The sequence below is a fragment of the Vallitalea pronyensis genome, from assembly GCF_018141445.1.
Classification (GTDB): Bacteria; Bacillota; Clostridia; order Lachnospirales; family Vallitaleaceae; genus Vallitalea; species Vallitalea pronyensis.
Window position 1 is genome coordinate 3,611,571 of record NZ_CP058649.1, and the last position, 26,074, is coordinate 3,637,644.

Here is a 26,074-nt window from a genome sequence, read left to right on the forward strand (position 1 = left end):
TCCATACATGAATATGAGGATTTGACAATACATGGATAAACCATGGTTTATTTTATATGTCTGCTTTCTAACTTTTCAAGTATTTCAGAGATTTGCTCCCATTCCTGCATGTGTGCATCAAGCATCTTAAGATATCCCTTTTTCTCTTTTTCTAAGGTAAGCAGTTCATCTGCATTAGAGCTATTACTCACCATCTTATCCGTTATGGAAGCAATAGAAGCTTCTACACTTTCGATAGATGTCTCGATGGACAATAATTTTTTTTCATTGCTTTGTATCCGTCTTTTCTTATCATCCTTCTCATGATGGTTACGCTTTACAGTCGCGACCTTAGGCTTTGCATTGTTATCTTCTAGTGCCTTCTTTTCTAGCTCTTGTTTATAGTATTCATAATCTCCTTGATAGAGTGTTAAGTGATGACTATCTATTTCACCTATTTTTGTGGCAATCTTATTGATGAAATAACGGTCATGGGATACAAATAAAATCGTACCTTGAAAATTTAATAAGGTTTCTTCAAGTACTTCTCGAGAATCAATATCCAGATGATTCGTTGGTTCATCTAGAATCATGAAGTTGGTCTTTTCAAACATGAGCATACATAATTTTAGACGACTCTTCTCTCCTCCTGACAACATGTTTATCTTTTTAAACACATCATCTTTTATGAACATAACCTTAGCCAGCTCTTTTCTTGCATCACCAATAGTTAAGTTATACTGGTATTGAAACGCCTCCAGTATGGAGAGGCTTTCATCTTCGAACTGAATTTCCTGAGGCAGATAACCAATATTTAGTTTTGCACCATACTTCACCTTACCTGCATCAGGTTCTAACTCCTCCATTATAATCTTCAATAAGGTGGATTTACCTGTGCCGTTATCACCTAGAATGGCTAGGCTATCTTGATAAAAAAGTGTCAGATTCAGTTCATTAAACAATAATTTTGTATCAAATCCCTTTTTAACATCTCTAAGAGTTAATACTTCTTTACCTGTACGATTAATGGCTTTCTGGCTGAGTTTAATTTTCGTTTTCTCCAGAACAGGTTTATCCAATTTCTCCATCTTTTCAAGACGTTTTTCTAACTCTTTTGCTCTTTTATACATTTTATCACTATCACGCATCTGGCCCCAGATACGAAACCGTTTAATCTGTTCCTCCATGCGTTTAATCTTCTTTTGATTTTCCTTATAATGCTGCATGGCTTCCATGAAACGTCTTTCTTTTTCTACAAGGTAGTATGAATAATTACCATGATACGTTATAACGCCATAGTAATCTAATTCAACAATTCTATCAACCACACGGTCTAAGAAATAACGATCATGGGAAATAATAAGCACAGCGCCTTTATAGTCTTTCAAGTAACTTTCTAACCACTCTATTGCTTTTAAGTCCAAGTGGTTAGACGGTTCATCCAGTAATAATATATCCGGTTTTTCTAATAATATTTTGCCTAACATAATCTTAGATTTTTCGCCACCACTTAGTTTATCAAACTTCATAGCAAGCATGGCTTCTGTTATGTTCAGACCTATAACCACTTTACTAAATTTCTCTTCCGTTTCATAACCACCAAGGAGTTCAAATCGTTCTTGAAGTATACCATATTCTTTCATTAGTTGCTCCATATTTTCAGCAGGATCACTTAGCCGTTCTTCCAAAGCTGTTAATTGCTTCTTTATGTTAAAGACTGCTTCAAATGCAAGGTAGAGTACTTCCTTCACCGTATAATCTTCTTCAAAAACTGGAATCTGATCCAAGTAACCAAGTTTTGCACCTTTTCTAAAAAAAACATTGCCTTCATAGTCTTCCTTACCCATGAGTATTTTCATAATGGTGGTTTTACCCGTTCCATTACCACCTATAAGCCCTAGTCGCTCACCAGTTTTTATATCAAATGTTACATTTTCAAATATTTTCGTTGCTCCATAGCTTTTTGATAAATTGCTAATACCACATTCAATCATGTTCATCACTTACCTTTCCTATATCTATTGATCGATTTATATGTTGTCCTTATATCAATCATAGCTGACTACATATTTACTCACATACCTTCCTCATAATAATTGGCACAAAAAAATCCTAGACATTAGTCTAGGATTAACTATCAAAATACTATACGTATACATCCGTGAGCAAACTAGGTGTTCACAAACCTATATCGATATCCTTCAACTAATTTATTATCTGATGCACAGCTAAAAATGGACGCACTTGTAGTAGGACCATTAAAAATTGCTGTTATGCTTTTCTTAAACATCATCCATAAATCAATTGAATTCGTCATTGTTTTTCTTTCCTTTTCTTATAATATCTTGCTTCATAATATATACTGCAAGTAAACTATTCGCTTAACATTTTATCATATTTCCTATTACCCGTCAACTTGTATGGTGAGTATCTCAAGTATTCGTACTTGTTAATTCCATCATCATACATAGATAGATACTATTAATCTTTTCCTATATCATATATCCAATGTTATAGGATTAAAAGGGTTAATTTTTTAATAAGCCATTAAATAAAGCATGTTGCAGTACACCTTTATTATCATATGTATATTCCCAAAAAACAATACCACCTAGATCTCTCGATTTAACATACGTTGTTTTTTCTTTAATTGACTCTGCATCTTCATACGTTATAAAACGATTACCATCAAAAAGGTATGGTGCTTTGGCATCTTCATCCCAGTAACGGACATACCCATTTTTATCAATATAGTTATCCGTCAGTGTAGAAAAAGTAAATATATCTGAGTCTGGTGAATGACTTTCCTGATTTAGCCCATGGTTAACTACATCAACATTAGACCATCCACGGCCATAGAAAGCTGCACCTAATACCAGTTTTTTAGTCGGTATTCCTTTTTTTACTAGATATTCAATTTCATCATGTGCACTGGGTCTATCAGGATCTTTTTTTGATACATATAAGTTGGTGTGATGACCTGTTCTTGTATCTTTCTCATTTACTAAGTCATAAGTCATGATGTTGATATAATCTAAATACTGAACGATTTTTTCTAACTCTGTATTTTCCCAATAATTTTTTCCTGCAACAACAGCAATGGTCAACATATAATACTTGTCATCTTTCTCCCCTTCTTCATCCAGCTTATCTCTTAATAGCTTCAACATAAGTGTAAAATTTTCTCTATCTTCTGGACGGGATACTATACCAGCGTAGGATGAACCAGGATACTCCCAGTCAATATCAATACCATCAAAATTATGTGTACGCATAAACGTTACGGCACTATCCACAAAACACTTTCTTGACGCCTCCGTCAATGCCGCATCTGAAAAACCTTCTGCACCTAATCCGCCAATAGAAATTAGTATGTTTAGCTGAGGGTTTACATGTCTCAGTTTTTTTAGCTCCCCAATCTTTTTTAAATGATTGCCATGAACCTTATGTTGGTCAATTGATGCAAAGGCATAGTTAATGTGTGTCAGCTTAGTGGCATCAACAGCCTCCATATTCAATTGCTCATGGTCTTCTAGATAACTGATAATGTTAAATTGATTCTCGTTCTTGTCTGTCTTCCTCATGTGTATGACTCCCTTCATTTAGATTAATAACTATAGGACTTTCTCGTGTACTGCCAGATTTTCATTGTAAACTACTACTTGATTGTTTTATGCCATGTGTTCTTTAACGCACTTAAATAAGATAGTGAACCGAAACCGATAATCACATCGTCAGGTTTAGCCAACTCTAAGCTTATTTTTACGGCATTCTCAATGGTATCACCATTGATTACATGGCTACAAAACTGTTTAGCTATAATGGCTCCTTCTTTACTCGAAAGGGCTCTTTGATGATTGGGGGTAACCGTTATGATGGTATCAGCTAGTGGTGCTGTTATTTCCAATATTCTTTTGTAATCTTTATCTTTAAATACTCCAAAAATAAATAGGATATTTTTTTCTGGAAAATACGCTTCAATTGACTGTCTTAAAGCTTGTGCTGCTTGGACATTATGGGCACCATCCAATACAATAAATGGGTTTTCAGATACAATTTCAAATCGATAAGGCCATCTTGCTTTGGCTAAGCCCTCTTTTATACTCTCTTCATCCATATGAAAGCCTTTGTTTATTAAAACATTAGCCACCTCAATAGCTGTAATAGCATTCTTAATCTGATGTTTGCCTAATAAATGAATACGCATTTCTTTAAAGGCTTTATACGAAAAAACTTGTCCTTTATAAGACGTCTCTAGCAAAGAATAATCGTTAACCTCTGCTATGTGAAGCTTGGCCTTGTTTTCTTGGCACTCAGTTCTAATTACTTCCATAATGGTATCATTTTGTTGATAAAGAACCACCTCACTATTTGGTTTGATGATACCTGCTTTTTGATAAGCAATCTTCTCAATGCTATCTCCAAGAAAATTGGTATGATCCATGCCTATAGCCGTTATGACGCAACAGGTTGTTGCTTCCATAACATTTGTGGCATCATACCTGCCACCTAATCCCGTTTCCAATACAATAAAATCGCATTGACTCTCTTTAAAGCATAAAAAAGCTAATGCTGTTATTACTTCAAATTCTGTAGGGTGTTGTAAGCCATCAGCTAACATATCTTCTATCGCTGATTTTATAAGGTTAATGCACGCTACAAGTTCTTTTTTGTCTATTTCATACCCGTTCACCTGAATCATTTCTTGAAAATCCGATATTGCCGGTGACGTATATGTACCTGTTTTATAACCTGATTGTATCAAGATAGATGTAATATAAGAGGTTACAGAACCTTTTCCATTGGTACCAGCTATATGAATTACATGTATATTGTCTTGAGGGTTTCCTAGGTATTCCAGTAGTGCTTTCATTCTATCTAAACCAAGACTAGAGCCATACTGCCCTAAGTCCTTTATATATTTTATGGCCTGTTTATCATTCATGCATATATCCTCCCCGCGTCATCATATCTTCTTTATTATAGTTAATCTTGCTATTACTTTCAACAACTTATTCAATGGACAAGAATGAGCTATCTTTCAATGATCATTATATTAACTCATCATTATTTTTCTTACATAATATGGTATACTATAAGAAATAGGATGTATAACGAGTTGATGCCCATATTTATCTAAAAAAAGTTGAATTCATCCAATAATACCGAGTTAAAGGAGATATTATCATGATTAAAACAGCAGTTATAACCATCAGTGACAAAGGCTCTCGCGGTGAACGAGAAGATGGTACAGGTCCTGCGCTTAGGCACTTATTAGAAAAGCATGGCTATCAGATTGACTATTATAAGATGATTCCAGATGAACAAGATTTGATTGAGAAAGAATTAATTCATTTATGTGATATGTTTACATTAGACCTGATTATAACCAATGGCGGTACAGGTTTTTCCAAACGGGATGTAACACCAGAAGCTACACGTAACATTATTGAAAAACATGTGCCTGGCATATCCGAGACCATGCGTATGAAATCACTAGCTATTACACCTAAGGCCATGCTATCTCGAGGCATTTCTGGCATAAGAAAAAATACGCTGATTATCAACCTTCCAGGTAGTCCAAAAGCAGCAGTAGAGAATTTGGCATTTGTTATCCCTGCTTTAGAACATGGTATTGACATTTTAAAAGGTACAGCGTCTGAATGTGCTGTCGAACCAAAATAGTGGCTGACTATTCCTTTTCATCCATGATGAATCCATACTGCTTTAGTATATCTTGACCTTCTTTAGAGAGTATAAACTGATAGAACCGTTCTGTTTCATCTTTTATGGTGTCTTTTTTTATTATACCTGCATAATAATGACTTAATACATTGTACTGATCTTCAATTTCAAAATGCTCAACATTAGCGCGCACAGCATCCGTCATATCTGTCATATAAACAAACCCTGCATCTCCTTCATTAAGGTTGATTTTAGTTACGATTCTTTTGACATTGGTTTCTTGGGAGACGACATTTTCTAGAACTTTCTCAGAGAAGTCAGGCCCATATTTTTCGTCTAATTTATTCAGGACTTCCAGAGTATACTTACCGATGGGAACATCTTTATTGCCAATGATAATTTTCAAATCGGGTTGGGTTAAATCCTCTATGGTGTGAATGGTTTGATTATCTTTATGTTTTATCACACACAGCTTGTTCTTGGCAAATGCTTCACCTTCCTGAATAAAACCCTTCTGATTAAGTTCATCATAATACTTAAAATTAGCGGATAAGAATAAGTCCACATCTGCACCCTCTTCTACCTGCATTTTTAAGGTATTGGTACCAGCATAATTCAAGTTAATCTTAACATCTGTATGACTTTTAGTATAATGCTTTACCATCTCATCTATCACTTGCGTAAGGGAGGCTGCTGCGGATACATGAATGTCCGTTGTTTTGTTATGGGTACAACCAGCAGCTGTTATCATTAGGATGATGCTGCCTAGAATAAACCCCTTAACATACTTCCATGGTATCACCATTATGGATTATACCTCCTTGCAGAACACGAGCAAATATACCTAATTTTGGCATGATGCATTCACCCATCTTTTGATATATCTGGCAGTGATGATGGCACTCTTTTCCGATTTGTGTTACTTCCAGGATAACCTCATTGCATTTTAATTGTGTTCCAATGGGCAGTTCATTAAGAATAATCCCTTGTACCACTAAGTTCTCTCCAAACGCACCATGATCAATCTCGGCTCCTCTTTCTTTAAATTGCTGGATCTCTTCATAAGACAATAGACTTACTTGACGATGCCACTTTCCTGCGTGAGCATCACCCTTAATACCAAAATCCTTGATTAAGTGAATGGTATTCACATTATATTTTTGGGTACCTTTTTTCTCACTTATGCATACAGCCATTATTTTACCCTTCACCCTTACCCTCCTATTTGAAACATACTTTTTTTCTCTACATTGCTCGTCAGCTTATCATGAAAACCATGATCCTTAGGTTTTTGATCAATTTCATGGGCTATCATGGTCATAAGTTCATCTTCACTTATTCCCTTATCTAAATATGGCTTTAAATGGATGCCTTGATTATAGTGCAAACATGTTTTTAAAAAACCGCTGGAAGTTAACCGTATACGATTACATGAAAAACAGAACTTATTGCTTATAGCACTAATGAAACCGATGGCTCCCGAAAAACCTTCCAATGCATAATATTTGGCTGGTCCATTGCCTAACTTTTTATCAATGGGTTGCAACGTGCCAAAATTTTCTTGTATCATTGCTTGAATTTCACCACTGGTCACAGGTGTAAACATTGTTCCATGTCCGATTGGCATCAGCTCTATAAAGCGTAGAATGATAGACTTCTTTATAGCAAATGCTACAATCGGTATAATTTGATTCATGTTTAACTCCCTAATGGGAACAACATTAAGCTTTATAGGTATTGAGGCTTCTATAGCTTTGTTTATACCTCTCATTACTCTGTCATAAGCATCTACCGTTGTTATTTGATTAAAGTGTTGAGCATTACACGTATCTAAACTAATATTTAAACCATCAATTTTAGCCTCTACTAAATCATCTACTATTTGTTCTAAGTAATAACCATTGGTTGTGGCTGTAACACTTTGTATACCATCCATTTCCTTAATTGCTTTAATGAGTGGTATCACACCTTTTCTGGCAAAAGGCTCTCCCCCTGTTATTTTAACTTTCGTTATGCCTACTTTAACAAGAGCCCTGCATATCTTGATGATATCGTCAAAGCTTAATAAATCTTCCTGTTGGACATACTTAGCGCCACCAGGAGGCATACAATAGACACATTTGAAATTGCAACGGTCTGTGACGGAGATTCTTATATAATCGATATGGCGATTGTATGCATCTAACATGATTAGTCACCTGTACTTTCTATCGTAAACTTACTGCATACTAAGATACATTAGCATGAATGCTTTAATTAAGAGCCATTGTATGCATTATAAGGTCTCATTTCTATCTTCAAAGACAATTATTTTCTCCTGGTTAATGCAGACAGTAATCCTATCGTGTAAATAAATCCCATGGGTACGCACCACGTAATCCGGTAAATTCATAAAAACATGGTCGGATAAATCATTTACTTTGATAGCTAGAAGAAACCCATTATAGGTTCTTTTTATGTCCATTATTTTACCATGAAAAAGGTTCAGCCGTTGATCGGATTCGATTCGATGTTTTTTAACATACAACACATCCATTGACTTAATGCCTAGCTTTATTTCTTTACCCACGTCAATTTCTTGATTAACATGCAATTGTATACCATGGATATCCACACAGGATACACCATCTATATAGTCTATGACACGACCATCCCATATATTTTTCATACCTAAGAATTGAGCTGTCTTTATTTGCTTTGGGGTGTTAAATATCTGGCTTGTGGTTCCTTCTTCCACAATATGTCCCTCATTCATAATGATAACCCGATCACCTATATCATATCCTTCTTCTAAGTCATGGGTAACAAAAATAATGGGTACCTTTAGGTCTTGTTTTATTTTTATGAGTTGTTCTCTTAAGGCTATCCGAAGCGGATTATCAAGGGCGCTAAAAGGTTCGTCAAATAGCAATAAACTTGGTCTGGACATAAGCGCTCGAATAATTGAAACCCTTTGTTGCTGCCCTCCTGAAAGTTCTCCGGGTCTTTTATCTACATCCTCATTTAATTGGAATATGGTTAAAAGTCTTTCTAATTCATCCCTATAAGCCCTGCTTTTTCTATTTTTTACACCGTAAATAAGATTCTCAAAAATGGTTAAATGAGGAAATAGATTACTTTTTTGCTGGATATAGCCAATGTTTCTCTGATGTATAGGTACATGGGTATTGGTTTTGGTATCCACAAGTAAGGTATTATCTTGTTTTACAGACCCTTCGTCCAGATGAACAACACCGGTAATTACATTCAATAAGGTAGACTTTCCACAGCCTGACGGACCTAGAATGACCAGTGTTTCATCATCTGCAACAGAAAAAGATACATGGAGTGCAAATGCTTGATAAGTTTTTTTTAACTGAAATGTATACATGTTTATCGCCTTTTTCGGGTTATTATAATAATGAACAATGATAGAAGAATCATCATAAGGGATAAAAATAAGGCTACTTGAATATCGGATTCCATAGCCGTGTAAATGGCTAGAGGTAATGTTTGGGTGACACCTTTTATATTACCAGCAAACATAATAGTGGCTCCAAATTCACCAATACCACGAGCCCATGCCATGATAAGTCCTGTACCTATGCTCCCCTTTGCTAAAGGATAGGTAATTTTATAAAAAACTTTCAAAGGTGAATCCCCTAAGGTTAAGGCTGTTACTTCAAGCCCTTTATCCACCTTCAAAAACCCTTCTGAAACCGTATTAATAAATATGGGTAAGCCTACAAAGATGTAGATCATGATAACAGCTGTTTTTGAGAAAGTCATATTAATCCCTATTGATGCAAGCAAACGGCCTATAACACCATTTCTACCAAAAGTCATCAATAGCATAAGACCCGTTACAGCAGGCGGCAAAACAAGGGGAATACTGATGAGCATATCCATATAGCGTTTAAATGGAAACGTATATCTTGCCATCACATAAGCTGTTGGTAAGCCTAGTATAAAAATGATAATGAGAGCTATAAAACTGCACCATGCACTTACACCAATAGCAGATAGTATAAAATCCCATTCCATGTTTCTAAAAAGACGTATAAAATCAAGCTTCACAAATGCTAACATGGGTATAAAAATCAAGCACACAGCTACTAAATAGGATATAATCAGTAATCCTTTTCGTCTATTCATGTATCAAATCGCCACTTTTCCCACCACTTTTTTTTATGAGACGAACATGATTAATGGTCATCTTTTTATCCATACTCTTACACATATCATAAATCGTGAGAAGAGCCACATTAACACCTGTTAATGCTTCCATCTCAACCCCTGTCTTACCATCAACCCTCACTTCACACTCTGCTGTCACCTTACCGTCTTGTTCGTGAACAACGAAATCTATTCTTGATTTTGTAATGAGTAAAGGATGACACATGGGAATTAGGCTGCTGGTCTTTTTCGTTGCCATGATACCTGCAACCCTTGCTACGGTCAGCACATCACCTTTTTTGGCGGTTTTTTTCTGTATGGCATGAATGACCTGAGCATTCACATAAATATCCCCTCTTGCAATCGCTATTCGATGAGAAATGGCTTTATCACTTACATTCACCATCACAGCATTACCATTATTATCAAAATGCGTTAATCCTTTTGTCATGGCTATTCTCCTTCCATTAAGAACATGGCTGGCTTATATACTGCCCTTCCCAAAACTACAGTTAGGATAGACACAGGTGTCACATGTTAGACATAAGCCTCCGTGCCCTAATCCTACTAGATATTGCTTCGTAATCATATCACCTGCTAGTACTCTTGGAAGGACAAGATCAAAGATGGTTGTTTTTGCATACATGACGCAACCTGGCAATCCAATAATCGGTATCTGGTTATAATAACTCATTAAAAACATGGCTCCTGGTAACACAGGCGCACCATAACTGATGATATCTGCACCTGTCTGTTTAATGGCTGCTGGTGTCCGATCATCAGGGTCCACACTCATGCCACCAGTGGTTAAGACCATATCTACACCTTGCTCAATAAACGACATAATGGCGTCTGTGATGTTTTTTTTATCATCATCCACAATAACTTGTTCAACATCCGTTATACCATATTGACTTAGTTTTTCCTTAAGCACTGGACCGAATGCATCTTTTATGCGTTTATAGTAGACTTCATTACCAGTGGTCACAATGCCTACTTTCATTTTCTTATAAGGGTTTAATGCCATAAGAGGCGTACCATTGGCTATGGCCACAGCTTCGTTTAATTGATCTTCTTTTATGACAAGAGGAATAACCCTTGTGGCTGCAACTTTATCCCCTTTTTTCACTGGAAAATAAGTATGCCTGGAAGCAATAATGATGTTACCCAGCTCGTTAATTTTATTTAAACGTTCCACGTCGACTTTGAATAAACCATCGCATTCAGCTATTATTGTTATTTTTCCTTCTTTAACTTCCGAGGGAGTCAGATACTCATTGGCACATATCTTATATAAAATCTCAGCCGCTTCATTTTCATGAAGATAGCCTTCCTTTTTCTCCCATACAAACAGATGGTCTTTTCCTATGGCTAACAATTCAGGGATGTCTTCTTTGGTGACAACATGTCCTTTTTTAAAAGCCACTCCTTTTACTTCTCCTCGAACAATCTTCGTTATATCATGACATAACACATGTCCCACGGCATTAATGGTTTTAATTGTTTTCATAGGGACCTCCATTTCTATATAAACATAACACAAGGCACTAAAATATAGACTCTTCATCTATATTAACAAATATTTGCTATAAACACTAGATTTTTTTATCAATATGACCAAATTTATAGGTCATCCCTTAATATTTACTACCACTATCCAATACTTCTATAGGCACTTCTTTAAAAAGTGGGCTGACAGATTGCCGATTGTGAATTCTCCTTATTGTCTCTGCGAATAAAGGTGCAACAGAAACAAGTTTTACTTTATCACAAGATTCAACATAAGGATTGTTCACTGAATCCGTTGAAATAAGCATTTCAATGGGACTGTTCTCTAATTTTTCTACACCTTTTTCATTTAATAAGATATGGGATAAGCATGCAATTATTTTCTTGGCCCCTCTGTTTTTAAGTTCAATGGCAAGGTCTACTAATGTCCCACCCGATATACTAAAATCATCTACAATGAGTGCATTTTTTCCTTTTACTTCACCCACAATCTCAATGATCTTCGCATTTTCAGAATGGTCTTCTCTCTCTTTGTCCCCAATGGCTACAGGTAACTTAAGGTACCTTGCAAATTTACGAGCTTCTTTTGCGAAGCCTGAGTCGGGAGCAACAACAACTAAGTCATCCATCTGTAAAGACTTGATGTATTCACATAATATAGGTAGAGCAAACAAGTGATCTACTGGTTTCTTGAAAAAACCCTGAATTTGGGGGCTATGTAAGTCCATGGTAACCACTCGATCAGCTCCTGCTACTTCAATACAATCTGCGCAAACCCTCCCACGTATGGAAACTCTTGGTTCATCTTTTTTATCCCCTTTTGCATAAGAGTAATAGGGCATAATGACGGTTACAGAATTAGCACTAGCCCGCTTAAAAGCATCAATCCAGAAAAGAATCTCTGCAAACTCATCATTTGGCTTAAGGCCAATGGATTGTACAAGATAAACATCTTTATCACGAACGGTTTCTTCCACTTTTACATAGGTATTCCCCTCACTAAATGTAATGACCTTAGACTGACCTAATTCTGATCCTAGATAGTCACAAATCCTAATAGCAAAATCTCTTCCAGAACTTCCAGCGAATACTTTGATGCCATTTTGATTACTCATATAGACCCTCCTACTGACGTTATATCTTGAACAGTTACGTTTAATTTTACACCCTCATTATACAGTATGTTCAATAATTTATCATCTTAATTTTAAATTATTTTATATACCATGATATGAAAGAAGATAGTAAGCTGTATGTGATGGATACAGCTACTATCTTTTGTCCTAAGCTACTTAGCTATTTTTATCTTAACAATATCTTTACTGCTTGCGGTCTGTCCACCTATGGGTTCTTGACTAATCACTTCACCACTGTTATAAGATGGATCGTTTACCATTTCAAAAACGATGTTTAGCTGCTGTTCTTCTGCCATGGCTTCTATTTCACTTAGAGAATATCCTGAAAAATCAGGTATCGTATAGAGTAACCCCAGGGACACATACACGTCAATGGTAGTTTCCATGGGCGCATTGGGTTGGTTGTAGATATCCTGTGCCATGATGATACCATAATCCAACGTTGGATGGTGTACTTCTGTTATATTCAGGGTAATAGCTGCCCCTTTTGTATTTTCAGATTTCACCCATTCTTCCATTGCCACAATGGACTTATCAATAAATCTGGGGATGTTGATTGTATCACCTAAAGAATAGGTCACAACAACATTGGTCCCTTTCCCAACTGCTGTTCCCACTTCAATGGATTGGGTTAAGAAATCACCAGCATCCGTATTGGGTGCATAGACTTCTCTTACTTCTACATTCAGGTCACTCATTTCCGAGTAATTCTTAGCGGCTGTCTTTGTCATATCGCCAAAGGATGGTACCGTTAATCCTGAAGAAATGGTTACATGGATTTCTGAAGATAAGTCAACGGTGTCATTGACAACGCTCTGGGACATAATTTTACCATACTCATAGCTTGTATTTGCTTGCTTCGTCATGGCTAATTGAACAGACGCACCTTTTTCATTTTCATCATCAACCCAAGTCTCTATCTCATCCCATGTCCCATGAACAAAACTTGGGACTTGAACACGTGACCCTAGCGAATAGATTAGATTGATTTCAGTATCTTCTTCCACTTTCTCATGAGCTGTAATGGATTGGCTTATGAGTTTTCCCGTTTTTATCTGCTCATTATAGGCTTCAGTTATGGAAATTGAAAGGGATTCCTGCTCATAGTCATTGGCATCGGCTAAACGCATATGTGCAAAATCAGGTACGGTAATAGCCTTCCCCTTAGAGACCACAAATGACAATGTGTCATTGGATGTCATCCATTCCTCTGGCACAACACTTTGACTGATAATCCTATCCTTTTCATAGATTGTACTATACGCATACGTATGCTCATAGGCGATACCCTTGTTTTTTGCCCAGATATCTGCTTCTAAAAGTGTCTTGTTTAGAAAGCTTTCCATGGCTACTTCCGGCTCTTTTGGTCCACTTGATAGGGTAAAATGCAAACTTTCACTTACGTAAACTTCTTGCTCTGATTGCACATTCTGTGACATAACCACATCCTTTGGATAAATGTCGCTAGGTGCATAAGCCGTAGTATAAGTCATATGATTGGTTTTTGTCCAGATATCCACGTCGATAATGGACTTATTGTGGAAGTCTTCCATGATAATGGTATCATTATCGCCATTAGAAAGGATAAAGCTGACACTTGATCCTTCCATTACATCTTCTCCTGCATCAACACTTTGATAAAAAACGGCATCTTTTGGATACAGCGGGTGAATTTTATAGGTATAGCTGTATTTAATATTATTATTTTTTGCCCATATATCCACATCCATGATCGTTTGATTAAGAAAGTTCTCCATGGTAATCATCTCATTTTCAATACCACTGGATAGGACACAAGTGAAGGTTTCATCTATGGACATCTCTTCTCCAGGTTTCACACTTTGGTTCATGACTTCTCCATCATGATAGATTTCGCTGTTTTCATATGTATAGGTATAGGTTACTTGGTTATTTTTAGCCCAGACATCTACATCTGTTATTTGACCTTTCATAAAATCTGGTACCACAACACTTTCTACGGTTTCCGTATAGCTCATGGTAAATGCTATCTCTGAAATTCTTACAAAGCTCTCTTTTGTAGCACCAATTAATACATAGTCGATTAAATAATTAGGGGGCACTATGTCATCTTCCACGTATGTAAAGGTATAGTTAATAATTCCGTTTTGTTCAATCCATTTTTCAATACTTGTCTTGGTCCATGAGGAATCAAACCCTGGCACTTCAAGACTTTCATAAGGGTCAAATCCTTTTGATACAACTACCTTAACGGTTGTGTCCTTCTTAATTTTTTCTCCTATCCCACGATTTTGAGAAATGATACGATCCTCGGTAACGGTATTGCTGTATTGCTCTTCTGTAACCAACGTAATACCTTGACCATTACTCCAGGCAACCACATCATCGTATGCCATGTTTGTAAAATCAATAAGCTCCGTTTTTTGATTGACAATAAAATAAATGGCAATGACAGCACTACCTAATATTAAACATTGTATGAGCCACTTTTTATAGGGATTCACTTTTTGGTATGAAAATTTTTCTTCTTCAAAGCTTGCTTTAGCCTGTTGATTCACACTTGATAAGAAATTATTTCCTGACGTATCATTTTCATTTTCATCTATAAAAGACTGTAGGTTATTTTCCTGTGTATGATAGTCTATACCTTCATTTGTATCATCTTTTGTATCATCTTTGGAAACTGTCACATCATCTATCATACTTTCACCTGAAGGATGATGAGTATCATCAATAGAAGGAGGACTCACATTTTCGTCTTGAGGTGTTGTATCACCATCATTTGGGTCTTTAGCATTCTCTTCTACATCAAATGAAAATCCATCTCTGAATATATCTTTTCCTTGTTTGTTATCCATATGCTACATCCTTTCAACCAATCTGCCGCCTTCTAGCTTGAGTTGTACATCACTAAGACTTGCTATATCGTCTGAATGGGTAACAACAATCACACACTTATTGTATTGTGTGGCCAATAACCGAAAGATCTTAATAATCTCCCTTTCAGTACCCGTATCCAGATTACCTGTTGGCTCATCTGCTAAAATGACAGCCACATTGGTAGCCAATCCCCTTGCAATGGCTACACGTTGTTGTTCTCCACCGGACAGCTTGAAGATGCTTCTCTCAGCTTTTGTCTGAACAATGCCAAATTGATGAAGCAAATTAAGGGCTGTTTTGTAATAAGGCTTTGGTACATCATTATCTGTTATTTCCATGACGTTGACTACGTTCTCAACGGCTGTTAAATATGGTATAAGGTTAAATTGTTGAAACACAAACGATAGGTAATTTCTTCTATACTTGCCTAGACCAATTTCGTTAATATCTTTGTTTTCATAGCATACTTTTCCCTGTTGCGTTTTTTCAAGACCTCCTGCTATGGCTAGTAGGGTGGTTTTACCACTGCCTGATGGACCGAGAATGGTATAGAATTTCCCTTTTTCAAATGTATAGCTAAGTTCATTTAATATGGTTCGTTTACTATTACCATCAATGTATCCATAGGTTATATTCTCTAAACTTAAAATCGACACCTAAATCTCCTCCTCTATGAATTTCTATTGATTAAAATCTGTTTAGGGTTAAACCGCATCACATAGAGTGATGGCAATATGGTACTGATGATGGATAGTAGCAAGCCTAACCCGAAAAGCTGTAGCAGCACCATTATATTTAACTGTGTATGAATATCCTGTTTTTCTATTACGGCATCATTTTTTACATTTCCAGGCATGACGGCTTTTCCCATATTCCTACCAGGTGTAAACATCCTCATGGACATTGCATTCTCCTGAGTTGGACTGAGCATATCACTGTCCAGTACGGTTTCACTTACTTTATCCCCTATAATGGAACCTGTAAAAGAGGACAACATAAATGCCATAAGCGCAATGATGGTTACTTCTAATACAAATTGTGTTACAATCTTAACTTTACTCTCCCCAACTGCTAACATAATCCCGATTTCTTCTTTTCGTTCATTAACGGTGAGGGCTGTAATCAGACCGATAATTGAAGCACCAGCAACTGCAATAATGATGACCATGATTTGGGCAATGCTTCCTAATTTTTCAATGGGCCCCATAATACTATTGTATAACGCATCATTGGCATCCAGATTTCCGTATTTTAAGGGTAACTGTTCTTCTATTTTTTCTTTATAAACATCCATAAATAAGGGGTCTTTTAAACGTATCACGTTATTCGGTATCAAGATATGGTCCATTTCATTTTGGGTAAATCCAATGGTTTTAAGTATATTAAAAGGTACGTAGAAGCGATTCTGTGGTAAGGTGGTGTTGCCACCTCGGCTAACCATTTTTTGATCCACTTCTTCTTCTGACGTATAGATACCAATAACCTGAAGTTCCAGCGATACAACTTCATCATCTAATGTTGACGCTTCTACTGCTATCATGTCGCCTATTTTTAAATCATTAATGGAAGCAACCTGTTCTTCTATGAGTACGACAGGATCTCCATTCATAATTTCTTCACTTGTTGCTAGACGTCCATCCATTAACATCACATTTTCATCTGCAAAATCCATGGGATTCACATCAGCAAATAGCTTCATATCAAATGCATGACTGTCATTACTGTTACTGGTTTGAGAATATTGAGCTAAGTCGTTAGCTGTCACATCCATGGATACGGTCATATCATAGCTTGCAACATACTCCGAATTGATCGCCTTCATCATATTACTGTAAGTGGGAGCACCTTTTTCAGTTAGCTTCTCTGATGTAGTAATCTCACCTGTAAAAGCGGCTCTTAAACTGTTAAACTCCTCTTTGTTCAGAGCACCTTTTTGGTTATCCTCCAGAATGCCTTCAATGGCTAACTGATAGCTCACATTAGCGCCTATGCTGATACGTGTTTGCTCTTGGGCTTTTACAGTAGCATCATATACCAATAAACCCGCTAGAACAAAATTAGCAATGATTAAAAAGATAATTCCTAGCAAAAACGTCTTGCCTTTTTTGTTTTTTATGTATTTTAATGCTCTTTTAATAAAATACATGCGTGATAAACCTCCCTTTCAAGAATAGCTTCATCTTACCAAATAATTCTAGTTGGAATTATGGGTTGATTATGGGAAATTATGTTATTTATTTTCAAAAATATCTTGATATATGTGTTACATGAGGTATCGCTAACCATAAAATGCAGTCATAAAAAGAAGCTATCTCAGCAGATAGCTTCTTTCCTATTATCTTACTACAGTACAGTTAGGATGAAGGTTCTTTCTTTTTATCCATAACAGTCCATGTATAACCATGGTCTACGTAATCTTCACAGAATTTGAACCCCAACTTATGAAATAACTGTCTTGCAGGCTTATTTTTTTCACTGGTTTCAATATGAATGCGCTGAAATCCGCCTTCTGTGAATAAGTATTCCAAAACAATTTGACAACTTTTATAAGCGATGCCCTTTCGCCAATAGGTTCTATCCCCTATGACTATCCCCATTTCTGCTTGATTCTTTTCTTTATCAAACCCAAAGAGGTTAATAAAACCAATGGGGCGATCTTCTGTGTTCGTTATTATAAAATACCGATACCGGTTCAACCGTTTATTCTTATTCATCACTTCATGAGAAAACATACGGCAGTAAGTCTTACACTCCTTTAAAAGCGATGGGCTATTATGAGGTATGGGACGAGGATCAAACCGATTGATTTCCTGATCAATCCACCATGCAAATAATGTAACAACATCCTCATCTTTGATATCTCTAATTTGTATATCATCATTCGTATAATAGATCATATCCTTTTCCCCCTTTGTCTTACATGCGCGGATAGCACCCCTTTAGTTAGAGGATTCTTCTATTTAGTTTATCAGATTGGAAAACACATGTCTACAAAAATGCCTGAAGGATAATACTTATTAATAGCAAATAAGCATCCAATAATAAAACTGGTACTATAGTCTTGTTTTATTGACACCTATTACAATTGCTGATACAATATATTGTGTTATCTCAAGAACCAAACTACTACATCATGTATGTTCATACTCACTATATGCATCACACATCAGGACAATTTACCTACTAAGTGTGTCAAATATAGTGATTTCTAAACACAAGATGTTTTTTATAAAGTAGTGATTATGTACTCCATGTAATCTATCAGCGTATATTTATGCATAGATTTATCTCATACATAGGATTAAACAAAATCTATAAGACACGAGAACTTATGACAACACTTTTCGTGCCTCAAGTGAAAGGAATGGAACTATGTTAAAAGTACTTAAAAGAAACGGGTCAATTGTCAATTTTGATGTGAATAAGATTATAACGGCCATTAGCTTATCCATGGCAGAAACAAAAGCAGATGTTGACTCAGACCTGGCGAAAACCATTGGCGAACGTGTGGAAGCTACATTACGCACTTATGAGCACCAGATATCTGTTGAAGATATTCAAGACCTTGTTGAAGAAATGCTCATGGAATCCCCAAGAAAAGATGCTGCAAAACGGTATATCCTTTATCGTTATGAGCGTGATAAAAATAGAGACCGTCGTAAAAAACGCACAGATGGCCGTTTGTTATCCCATGAATTTATCAGCCGCTATAAACATCGTCCCAACCCTATGAAACAATTAGGAAATTTCGTTTATTATCGTACGTATTCAAGATGGTTATCCGATGAAAAACGTCGTGAATATTGGTGGGAAACTGTTCGACGGGCTGTTGAATATAACTGTAGTCTTGTCCCTACTACGAAAGCAGAAGCAGAAAAACTATACGATAACATCTTTCACTTAAGACAGTTTTTATCTGGTAGAACTTTCTGGGTGGGTAACACAGATGTAGCAAAAAATTATCCCATGTCCAATTATAACTGCTCCTTTACCGTTATTGATGATTTTGACAGCTTTAAAGACTTGTTTTATATGCTCATGATTGGTTCCGGTGTGGGTATCCGTATTTTAAAAGATGATGTTAACCGCTTGCCTAAGATACGCACAAGTTTTGATATTATTCATGAAGACTATACACCAACACCTATGCACCTTAGAGAAGATAGTACAAGCTTGGAATTCAGTCATAATAACACGGTTAAAATTATTATTGGGGATAGCAAGGAAGGATGGGTTCAAGCACTTGACTTCTACCTGAAAGTATTATATAGCAATGAATACCGCAAAATCAATACCGTGATCATTAATTATAATCACGTAAGACCAAAAGGTGAAAAGCTTAAGACATTCGGAGGAACAGCAAGTGGACATCAGAGTCTTAAAAACATGTTTATTAAAATAACCAGCATCATTAAAAAACGGGGTGTTTTAAACAACGAAGATTATGTGAAACTCTTACCCATTGATTGTTTGGATATCGCTAACATCGTTGGTGAAAATGTGGTTGTTGGTGGTGTTCGTAGGACCGCTGAAATCGTACTTGTTGACCCAGATGACAAGGAAGCTATTGAAGCTAAAAGTCATCTCTATAAACAGATTGACGGTCAATGGATTGTGGATGAAGACATTATTCACCGTCAAATGAGTAATAATTCCATTTACTATCGAGAAAAACCATCAAGAGAACAGCTTCATTGGCAAATAGAGCAAATGCGCTATTCTGGTGAACCGGGCTGGGTTAATGAATCTGCCGGACTCAAGCGTCGACCAAATATGAATGGTGTCAATCCTTGTGGTGAAATCCTTCTTGATTCAAAAGGCCTATGCAACCTGACAACCATCAATGTCTTTGCCTTTGTGAAAGACGATAATACCCTTGATTTTGATGGCTTATTTGAAGCTCAAAAGCTATCTGCTCGAGCCGGTTACCGTATGACTTGCACAGACCTTGAAATTCCCCGTTGGAATTATATTCAAAAACGTGACAAGCTTCTAGGCTGTTCCCTTACAGGATGGCAGGACCTGGTGAACGCTACAGCCCTATCCAAAAAAGAGCAAGGAAAGCTGCTACGTGAATTACGTACCATTGCTAAAATGGCTGCTAAGGATTATGCTAATGAAATTGGAGAAAATATACCTTTACTGGTAACAACGGTGAAACCGGAAGGTACATTAAGTCAATTACCTACTGTATCAAGCGGTGTTCATTATTCCCACTCACCTTACTACATTCGTCGCGTACGTATTAACAGTGACGACCCTCTTGTTAAAGTGTGCGAGGAACTGGATTACCCTATCTTCCCAGAAGTGGGTCAAGATATGGAGACTTGTACAACGAAAGTCATTGAATTCCCAGTTAAAGCACCAGAAGGCATTACAAAATATGATGTATCGGCTATTGAGCAATTAGAAAATTATAAGCTTTTTATGGAAAATTATGTGGATCACAACTGCTCCATTACGGTTCATGTACGTGAACATGAATGGGCTGATGTAGAAGAATGGGTATGGAAACATTGGGATGATACGGTTGCTCTTTCCTTCCTCTCTCTCGATGACAATTTCTACAACTTATTACCTTATGAAGCGATTGAGCAAGAAGAATATGAGAAACGTTTAGCCAATATGCGACCTTTCTTACCAAATCTTATTAGTAAATATGAGAAAAATGAGGTTGAATTTGATATTGGTGCAGCTGACTGTGAAGGAGGCGTTTGCCCAATACGATAAGCATATAGCTGAGTGAGCAAGTGCAGTCCCTTTTCATGAAACACAGCTCTTGTCACTCAGCTAACGCCATTAAAATGTCAATATGATCATCATGTTACCTTCCCTACTTATAGCAAAATAAACGTTGGCACAACCATTAAAACCGTATTCCTTATTTAAAGAAAAGCAATGAAACAGACATAAATTGTAAGATATTACAAGTAAACGTCAAGATCATGCATAAAAGGATGTCAAAAAAGTCATACTTTATAATGTATGAAGAGCTCATTACAAATACGGAGGAAAACACATGAAAAAATTATGTTTATTATTGCTGCTTGTCATCTCCATGACGCTTATGGGTTGTGCCACAACTAATGACGATAAGGATATGGATGATACAGGTAATGATACGGAAGGTACAGATACAGGTGATATGACAACAGACGATATGTCCAAGTGGAAAGATGGTTCATACACAGGTGAAGGTGATCCATGGGAGTATGGCTCTGAAGATTCCACTGTGGTTGTGAAAGATGGTCGGATGACAGAAATTACATTACGCCGCTATGATAATGAAGGTGCTGAAGTAGATTATGAATTATGGACCGGTCAAGAAATAGATGGCAAGACATATCCTGACTTAAAGCAATACAGAGAAGATATGGCAAACAAAATGATTGAAGCACAATCAACAGAAGTTGATTCCATCGCTGGAGCAACAGTATCTTGTGATAACTGGAAATTAGCTACAAAAAGAGCTCTTGATAAAGCAAAATAAAAACAGAGGTGTGGTATCACCTCTATTTTTTATCCTATAATTACCCATTCACATGGGGTAATGAAGCTACATATTCAAATAAATCCTCATAATTACCTCTTAACGTACAATCAACAGTATCATTATTTCGATTGATAAGATGGTTTTCTACAAGAAATGTTTTTAGGCCTAGTTTGCCTGCTACAAGGTCTTCTTGTACATCATTTCCAATCATCATACATTCATCAGGTTGTTTGTCAATATGGGTTAAGATTTCTTCATAATAAGCTGTATATGGCTTACAATAATGACTGTTTTCATAAGCAGTAATATGTTCAAAATCTTCTGGTTGAAGCCCAGCCCAATGAATACGATGGTGAACTGCAGTTAAAGGAAATAACGGATTTGTAGCAAGAACAATGGTATAGCCCTTTTCTTTTAACAGCTTGATAGCATCAATGACATACTGACTTTTAGATACTGCTTTTTCTACTTCTAAGAATCCTGTTTCATAGAACCGATCGAATCGTTCTTTATACTCGTCCATCTCATCTCCAACAAAAGTCGCAAACTTGTCCATGAATAGTTCTTGATTTGTACGTTCCTCATCATTTTCATCACGCATATGTGCTGTGGCACCCCATATATAGTTAACAAAAGTCTTCTTATCCATTTTATCTTCAAAGGTTCTATGCAATGCATCAAAATAAGTATCAACAAATATTTTTTCGTCAAGTGGCAGTAATGTTCCGTCTAAGTCAAACAAAATTGTATTCATCTTTATTACCCCTTTCTTATCTTCCGTTCAATATTGCACATGTGACATGTATAATCGTCGCCTATTATAGCATAACTTTGACAATGTTTCAATTATTAGGGTTGTTAATGGCATTACAGCACTTCATAACGGTATCATCTTGTATAGGACTAACTAACACGTATTAATATTACCTTCATCAAATTGGAATGTTTTGGTGATTGAAAGTGTAGGTGTAACATATATGGTTAGTGTCGCTGACTGGGCAAATTGCCGTGTTTCTTCTTTTGTTGTTAATTGAAACGGTATATTGGCTTCAATTAAAATAGTAATTAAGTTTTGAATTTGTTTTAAACTAATAATACCAAGATTATTGCTTTTCCATAAATGCGATGATAATAATGATAGAACATTATTAATGCAATCATCTCTCATAAAAATGCCACCCACTATCTTTACCGTATTGTACAAGTTTATTGTAAGCATACCACCCATATATATCATAAAACATGTATCTCTATATTATATGTAGAAACTGACTCCTGTGATACGCATATGAAGACATACTTCATAATTATCTGTAAACGGGCCAAATGCTTTTTCAATATAACAAGAAATATTCATATGTGTTGGTGTTATTGAATATATTGTAATCACAAATATTATTGAGGTGATAAGCAATGAATATTCAACAAAAAACAAGAGAAATTGTACAATTAGTGCAAGCAACACCCGATTATGCTAAAGCCAAGTCTCTAAAAGCTCAGATTCTAAGAGACCCTCGTTTAACGCGAATGGTAAAAACGTTTCAAGATGAACAGAGCAAACTTTATAATCGTAATCTTCCACCACAACAATTAGATGCTGAAATGAAAAAACTTGTAGATAATTTTGAACGCAACTCCAGTAATACAATTATTGGTAATTATGCTTCTGCCATGCAAAAAGTTCAAGAAAAAGTGTATCAAATCAATATGAGTATCTTAGAAAGCATTGACAAAGACCTTAGTATATAACGACATTTCCTAGAATCAGAAAGGAATGGTTAACATGACTTCTATCAAAGAACAGAAATATAAGGATCGAGCGCCTTATACGACCATACATAATATACGTAGTAAATTAGTAGAAGTCGGTATATTAACAACAGAATCCAATTGGCTGCATACACTGGACGGATTCTATAGCGTCACACTATCTGTTGATGGCACGACTGTACGTACCAATGGTAAAGGTACAACAAAAGCTTATGCCCTAGCTAGTGCTTATGGTGAATTAATGGAACGCCTTCAAAATCTTGCACCTTTTCGACTTTCCATGGACTTTGATGAAGGTGTTTTTTCTGGTAACTTTTATTATGCACCGGATGAAAAATCCTTTTCTATGGATGAACTGCTACAGTTCGACAATGAATGGTTAGCTTGGCAATTAAGCCATACACCAACCCATACACAAGAAATAACTACTATACTGCATGCTTGGAGACAAATATCATACGAAGATATCCCAACAGATTTTATAGCTGTACCTTATAAGAACATAAGTCATCACACCCAATCTTACATTCCCATAAAAATGGCCAATAAAATGTATATGTCTAATGGCATGTGTGCAGGTAACACCCGTGCAGAAGCATGTATTCAAGGTATTTGCGAAATTATGGAGCGATACGTCAATCAAAAAATAATACGTGAACGCATAACACCACCTACTATTCCTGATGATTTTCTAAACCAATATCCTGCCATTATGAAAATGATTAAGTCCATAGAGGTTGAAGGGCACCACAGAGTCATTGTAAAAGACTGCTCTCTTGGAAAAGGTTATCCTGTCACATGCGTGATTTTTATCGACCTGCGGACCGCCGAATACTTTATTAAGTTTGGTTCATCCCCCATTTTTGAAATATCCTTAGAACGAACCTTAACAGAACTCTTACAAGGGCAACATATTAATAAGATGAAAGGATTAAAAGATTTCCAAGTTACCCTGCCTGTTAAAAGTGAAGATGATAATATCATGAACATTTTAGTGAACGGTTCTGGCTATTATCCAAGAGAAATATTTATGCATACACCATCTTATACTTGGGATGGCTTTCATGGTTTTTCTGGTGAATCAAATGAAGAAATACTTGAGCAATTGGTGTCATTTATTGAAGATTTAGGTTATAGCCTATTGATTAGAGATGTAAGCTTTCTTGACTTTCCAGCTTATCATATGATTATACCTGGCTTAAGTGAAGTTGAATCATTCTATCATGAAAGCTCCATACAGGATTATGCTACCTATAACACCATTAAAAAACAAATAAGACGACTAAAATCTCTTACCTCTGAAGAAATTAGGGATTTAATTTATCTTATTACCAACAGCACCTATCACCCAATGGCTCAGGTAGTAACACTACTAGGTCTAAAGCTTAAGCAACCTACACCTTGGTACTTTAACAACATGGCCTTGTTACTTGTGGCACTTTATCTCAAAATAAATGATTATGATCATGCTCACAAGATCTTTAATGAATTCCTTGAGTACACCAAAAAATCTCATGGTTCAAAGCAAATGCTTACCTACTATAAATGTGTAAGCAGCTACCTTGAATTACGGGCTAAGACAATGGATAAAATGGCTATATTTATGCTGCTTACTACCTTCTATCCCATTAAAATAGTTCAAAATGTTATCAAGACATTTGAAAATACAGAGGATATATTTCATGATTTAAATGGTCTTCAATGTTTTAACTGCCATGAGTGTTATCTTAGAACTGTTTGTATGTATTCAGGTAATCGAGATCTCCTATTAAAGCTCATGTCCTTATATCAAACACATGATGCTGACCAACAAGTAAAATAAATAAAAAACCATATATCATCATGGCATATTGTTGCTTCTCATTTATCTTATAACCTAGCAACAAGAAGTCATCCCATGACCGGTATATGGTTTTATAAGCCTATAGGCAAAAACTCATGGTCTATTTAGAGGTTGTATTACAAACTGAAATGAACTGTTAATGTCTTACATATCATCTTCCATATCCATATCATCCATTTCACCCATATACATACGCATCATGGGATTCATGTTAGGATTCATATTCATCATGGGGTTCATCATCATGGCATTCATGTTCATCATAGCATTCATACTCATCATAGCGCTCATATTTGCCATAGCATTCATCATCATAGGGTTCATGCTCATCATAGCATTCATATTTGCCATAGCATTCATGCTCATCATAGCGTTCATACTCATGGCAGCATTCATATTAACCATTGGGTTCATGCTCATCATGGCAGCTTCCATATCCTCCATTTCAGCCATTTCACCCATTTCGTCCATCTCGTTCATCTCATTCATCTCATCCATACGATCCATATCCCTATTCTTCTTCATGTACATATCATAATCTTTCATAGGCATCATGTTATGCATCTTTTTATCATCTTTTTTCTTAGCGTTATATTGATAGCTCTCCATCAGAATTGCTCCTTTTATTTGTTCTAATACTACTAT

24 protein-coding genes are annotated in these 26,074 nt (G+C 36.2%); 5 read left to right on the forward strand and 19 right to left on the reverse strand.

Translation table 11 applies throughout. The features are described 5' to 3' along the window. Nucleotides 1-47: 47 nt before the first annotated feature. The 4 genes from abc-f to HZI73_RS15250 all read right to left on the reverse strand — a co-directional run bounded on the left by abc-f (nt 48) and on the right by HZI73_RS15250 (nt 4,924). Nucleotides 48-1,979 (reverse strand): ribosomal protection-like ABC-F family protein, encoded by a 1,932-nt coding sequence (abc-f, locus tag HZI73_RS15235; protein ID WP_212694238.1) that lies wholly within the window; start codon nt 1,977-1,979, stop codon nt 48-50. Between the two features lie 170 nt (nt 1,980-2,149). After that, nucleotides 2,150-2,296, reverse strand: coding sequence for a hypothetical protein (locus HZI73_RS15240; protein WP_212694239.1), 147 nt, complete (start codon nt 2,294-2,296; stop codon nt 2,150-2,152). Nucleotides 2,297-2,507: 211 nt separating this feature from the next. Next, the gene (locus HZI73_RS15245; protein WP_212694240.1) at nt 2,508-3,563 is read right to left on the reverse strand and encodes a glycoside hydrolase family 18 protein; all 1,056 of its coding nucleotides are present in this window, start codon (nt 3,561-3,563) and stop codon (nt 2,508-2,510) included. Between the two features lie 74 nt (nt 3,564-3,637). Then, nucleotides 3,638-4,924, reverse strand: coding sequence for a bifunctional folylpolyglutamate synthase/dihydrofolate synthase (locus HZI73_RS15250; RefSeq protein WP_212694241.1), 1,287 nt, complete (start codon nt 4,922-4,924; stop codon nt 3,638-3,640). A gap of 242 nt (nt 4,925-5,166) precedes the next feature. Here HZI73_RS15250 and HZI73_RS15255 point away from each other — a divergent pair, with 242 nt between their 5' ends. Further along, a complete protein-coding gene (locus tag HZI73_RS15255) occupies nt 5,167-5,664 on the forward strand; it encodes a MogA/MoaB family molybdenum cofactor biosynthesis protein (protein WP_212694242.1) in 498 nt (165 codons plus the stop codon). Between the two features lie 7 nt (nt 5,665-5,671). On the opposite strand, the gene modA is transcribed toward HZI73_RS15255, so the two are convergent. The 12 genes from modA to HZI73_RS15315 form a co-directional block, all read right to left on the reverse strand. Then, complete coding sequence (gene modA / locus HZI73_RS15260) at nt 5,672-6,469, reverse strand: molybdate ABC transporter substrate-binding protein (protein ID WP_212694243.1); 798 nt, start codon at nt 6,467-6,469, stop codon at nt 5,672-5,674. Then, nucleotides 6,444-6,860 (reverse strand): MOSC domain-containing protein, encoded by a 417-nt coding sequence (locus HZI73_RS15265; protein ID WP_212698826.1) that lies wholly within the window; start codon nt 6,858-6,860, stop codon nt 6,444-6,446. The genes modA and HZI73_RS15265 overlap by 26 nt, the downstream gene beginning before the upstream one ends. Before the next feature lie 17 nt (nt 6,861-6,877). Beyond that, nucleotides 6,878-7,852 carry a GTP 3',8-cyclase MoaA gene (moaA, locus tag HZI73_RS15270; protein ID WP_212694244.1) on the reverse strand — a complete coding sequence of 325 codons (975 nt, stop codon included), beginning with the start codon at nt 7,850-7,852 and terminating at the stop codon, nt 6,878-6,880. An 87-nt stretch (nt 7,853-7,939) separates the two neighbouring features. After that, nucleotides 7,940-9,034 (reverse strand): ABC transporter ATP-binding protein, encoded by a 1,095-nt coding sequence (locus tag HZI73_RS15275; RefSeq protein WP_212694245.1) that lies wholly within the window; start codon nt 9,032-9,034, stop codon nt 7,940-7,942. A 2-nt stretch (nt 9,035-9,036) separates the two neighbouring features. Beyond that, nucleotides 9,037-9,798: an ABC transporter permease gene (locus tag HZI73_RS15280; protein ID WP_212694246.1), complete on the reverse strand. Its 762-nt coding sequence runs from the start codon at nt 9,796-9,798 to the stop codon at nt 9,037-9,039. Further along, the gene (gene moaC, locus HZI73_RS15285; protein WP_212694247.1) at nt 9,791-10,270 is read right to left on the reverse strand and encodes a cyclic pyranopterin monophosphate synthase MoaC; all 480 of its coding nucleotides are present in this window, start codon (nt 10,268-10,270) and stop codon (nt 9,791-9,793) included. The genes HZI73_RS15280 and moaC overlap by 8 nt, the downstream gene beginning before the upstream one ends. 33 nt (nt 10,271-10,303) lie before the next feature. Then, complete coding sequence (locus HZI73_RS15290) at nt 10,304-11,329, reverse strand: molybdopterin-binding protein (protein ID WP_212694248.1); 1,026 nt, start codon at nt 11,327-11,329, stop codon at nt 10,304-10,306. Between the two features lie 127 nt (nt 11,330-11,456). Then, complete coding sequence (locus HZI73_RS15295; protein ID WP_212694249.1) at nt 11,457-12,443, reverse strand: ribose-phosphate diphosphokinase; 987 nt, start codon at nt 12,441-12,443, stop codon at nt 11,457-11,459. 173 nt (nt 12,444-12,616) lie between these two features. After that, nucleotides 12,617-15,301, reverse strand: a complete 2,685-nt coding sequence (locus HZI73_RS15300; protein ID WP_212694250.1) for a PASTA domain-containing protein — start codon at nt 15,299-15,301, stop codon at nt 12,617-12,619. A gap of 3 nt (nt 15,302-15,304) precedes the next feature. Continuing rightward, on the reverse strand, nt 15,305-15,979 hold the full coding sequence (locus HZI73_RS15305) for an ABC transporter ATP-binding protein (protein WP_212694251.1): 675 nt from the start codon (nt 15,977-15,979) through the stop codon (nt 15,305-15,307). A 14-nt stretch (nt 15,980-15,993) separates the two neighbouring features. Continuing rightward, entirely contained in the window at nt 15,994-17,469 is a 1,476-nt protein-coding gene (locus HZI73_RS15310) for an ABC transporter permease (protein WP_212694252.1), read from the reverse strand. A 208-nt stretch (nt 17,470-17,677) separates the two neighbouring features. Beyond that, complete coding sequence (locus HZI73_RS15315) at nt 17,678-18,220, reverse strand: GNAT family N-acetyltransferase (RefSeq protein WP_212694253.1); 543 nt, start codon at nt 18,218-18,220, stop codon at nt 17,678-17,680. Nucleotides 18,221-18,695: 475 nt separating this feature from the next. Here HZI73_RS15315 and nrdJ point away from each other — a divergent pair, with 475 nt between their 5' ends. Both nrdJ and HZI73_RS15325 read left to right on the forward strand, forming a co-directional pair. Continuing rightward, nucleotides 18,696-21,053, forward strand: coding sequence for a ribonucleoside-triphosphate reductase, adenosylcobalamin-dependent (gene nrdJ, locus HZI73_RS15320; protein ID WP_212694254.1), 2,358 nt, complete (start codon nt 18,696-18,698; stop codon nt 21,051-21,053). A 289-nt stretch (nt 21,054-21,342) separates the two neighbouring features. After that, nucleotides 21,343-21,813, forward strand: a complete 471-nt coding sequence (locus HZI73_RS15325; RefSeq protein ID WP_212694255.1) for an FMN-binding protein — start codon at nt 21,343-21,345, stop codon at nt 21,811-21,813. A 40-nt stretch (nt 21,814-21,853) separates the two neighbouring features. Here the strand turns inward: HZI73_RS15325 and HZI73_RS15330 are convergent, their stop codons facing one another. Continuing rightward, complete coding sequence (locus HZI73_RS15330) at nt 21,854-22,570, reverse strand: HAD family hydrolase (RefSeq protein WP_212694256.1); 717 nt, start codon at nt 22,568-22,570, stop codon at nt 21,854-21,856. 153 nt (nt 22,571-22,723) lie between these two features. Continuing rightward, entirely contained in the window at nt 22,724-22,984 is a 261-nt protein-coding gene (locus HZI73_RS15335; RefSeq protein WP_212694257.1) for a hypothetical protein, read from the reverse strand. Nucleotides 22,985-23,229: 245 nt separating this feature from the next. On the opposite strand from HZI73_RS15335, the gene HZI73_RS15340 reads away from it, so the two are divergent. Beyond that, nucleotides 23,230-23,565: a YlbF family regulator gene (locus HZI73_RS15340; protein WP_212694258.1), complete on the forward strand. Its 336-nt coding sequence runs from the start codon at nt 23,230-23,232 to the stop codon at nt 23,563-23,565. 34 nt (nt 23,566-23,599) lie between these two features. After that, entirely contained in the window at nt 23,600-25,408 is a 1,809-nt protein-coding gene (locus HZI73_RS15345) for a YcaO-like family protein (RefSeq protein WP_212694259.1), read from the forward strand. A 165-nt stretch (nt 25,409-25,573) separates the two neighbouring features. On the opposite strand, the gene HZI73_RS15350 is transcribed toward HZI73_RS15345, so the two are convergent. After that, nucleotides 25,574-26,038, reverse strand: coding sequence for a hypothetical protein (locus HZI73_RS15350; protein ID WP_212694260.1), 465 nt, complete (start codon nt 26,036-26,038; stop codon nt 25,574-25,576). Nucleotides 26,039-26,074: the final 36 nt, after the last annotated feature.